General features: G+C 27.4%; 2 protein-coding genes. Both read left to right on the top strand.

What is annotated here, in order from left to right:
• The first annotated feature begins 134 nt into the window (after positions 1-134).
• A complete protein-coding gene (locus tag CD150_RS12960) occupies positions 135-593 on the top strand; it encodes a DUF4930 family protein (RefSeq protein WP_046207927.1) in 459 nt (152 codons plus the stop codon).
• Positions 594-660: 67 nt separating this feature from the next.
• Complete coding sequence (locus CD150_RS13535) at positions 661-819, top strand: hypothetical protein (protein WP_164987239.1); 159 nt, start codon at positions 661-663, stop codon at positions 817-819.
• Positions 820-1,145 lie beyond the last annotated feature (326 nt).

Here is a 1,145-nt window from a genome sequence, read left to right as displayed (position 1 = left end):
CCTTTTAATATAGTTTAATATTAATGCATGAAACATACATCGGTCTATAGTTAAAATATAAATACACCTATAGTCTGATGATAAACTTTATTAAACATATTATAATTTTGATGAATAAAATAGGAGGATGGTTCATGCGATTCATATTTAGCATTATAAAGAATATTATAGCTATTATTGCCATTATAGTAATTGTATTTTTCGCACTCAAATACGCGCCTTTTTTAAAAGACCAAGATTGGAATCCAATGCACAATGATGAATCATCCTTAAATAATAGCGCAAATAAAGGGCATCTAACAGGTGGACAAAGATATTCAGTGGAAGATAATGATATTTTAAATAACGTTCCACTTAGTCAAACGAAGAATATGTTTAATTGGATTGATAAACGAGAGTTTATGTCAGTAACTGGTATTGAAAGAATGGGATATAACGACTCTTATTTAGCTGGGCAACGTGGCGATGAATTTATTATATATAAATTTGGTTCTGAATCTATGAGAGTTTATAAAACTGAAATAGAGATGAATCAAGACCTTAATCAATTAGGTGAACATATAGAATTAAAGCCAGCATCAAATTATGAGTAATGGATTTGAATTCTTTTAATAAATAAGTTAGCCTTATATAAGTAATAAGAAAAGGTTGGTGTTTATAATGAGTGAAAAATCTAATGAAAAAAAAGCAGACGAACAAGCAAAAGCACAAAATTTATTTGCACGTTGGCGTAAAGAAGAAACGCTTTATAAAGAAGATGAAAAAGAATCTAGTAAGTCTAACGACTCTAAAACATCATCAGATGAAGAAAAAAATTAGATTTATTTAATCAAGTACTAAAAGTTAATCGAATGTGTATGTAAGAGCAGTTTACACTGCTTCTAAGCATTTCTTAGATTTTTAAAAATAAATAGGATAAATAAGCAGGACGAGTTTTAAAGTCGATTTGGATATGATTGATTTTGACTCGTTCTTTTTTTATGCGGTTGGATATTTATTGAAATGAATAATGGGTTACCTTGACGTTATTTTTAGTTGCCTATTATAAAAATTAATTGATGTGTTAAAATCAATACTAAATAATACACTATTCTATATAATTACTGCTATAATACAAGTTATCACAATGTTTGAATATAAAATAT

It is taken from the genome of Staphylococcus ureilyticus, from assembly GCF_002902235.1.
In the GTDB taxonomy this organism is placed as follows: domain Bacteria; phylum Bacillota; class Bacilli; order Staphylococcales; family Staphylococcaceae; genus Staphylococcus; species Staphylococcus ureilyticus.
Note: the sequence above shows the minus strand (reverse complement) of the source record. Positions and strands in the feature narration are given on the sequence as shown.

Coding starts and splice junctions, on each gene's coding strand:
- CD150_RS12960 (WP_046207927.1), top strand. CDS start 135: ATGCGATTCATATTTAGCATTATAAAGAATATTATAGCTATTATTGCC.
- CD150_RS13535 (WP_164987239.1), top strand. CDS start 661: ATGAGTGAAAAATCTAATGAAAAAAAAGCAGACGAACAAGCAAAAGCA.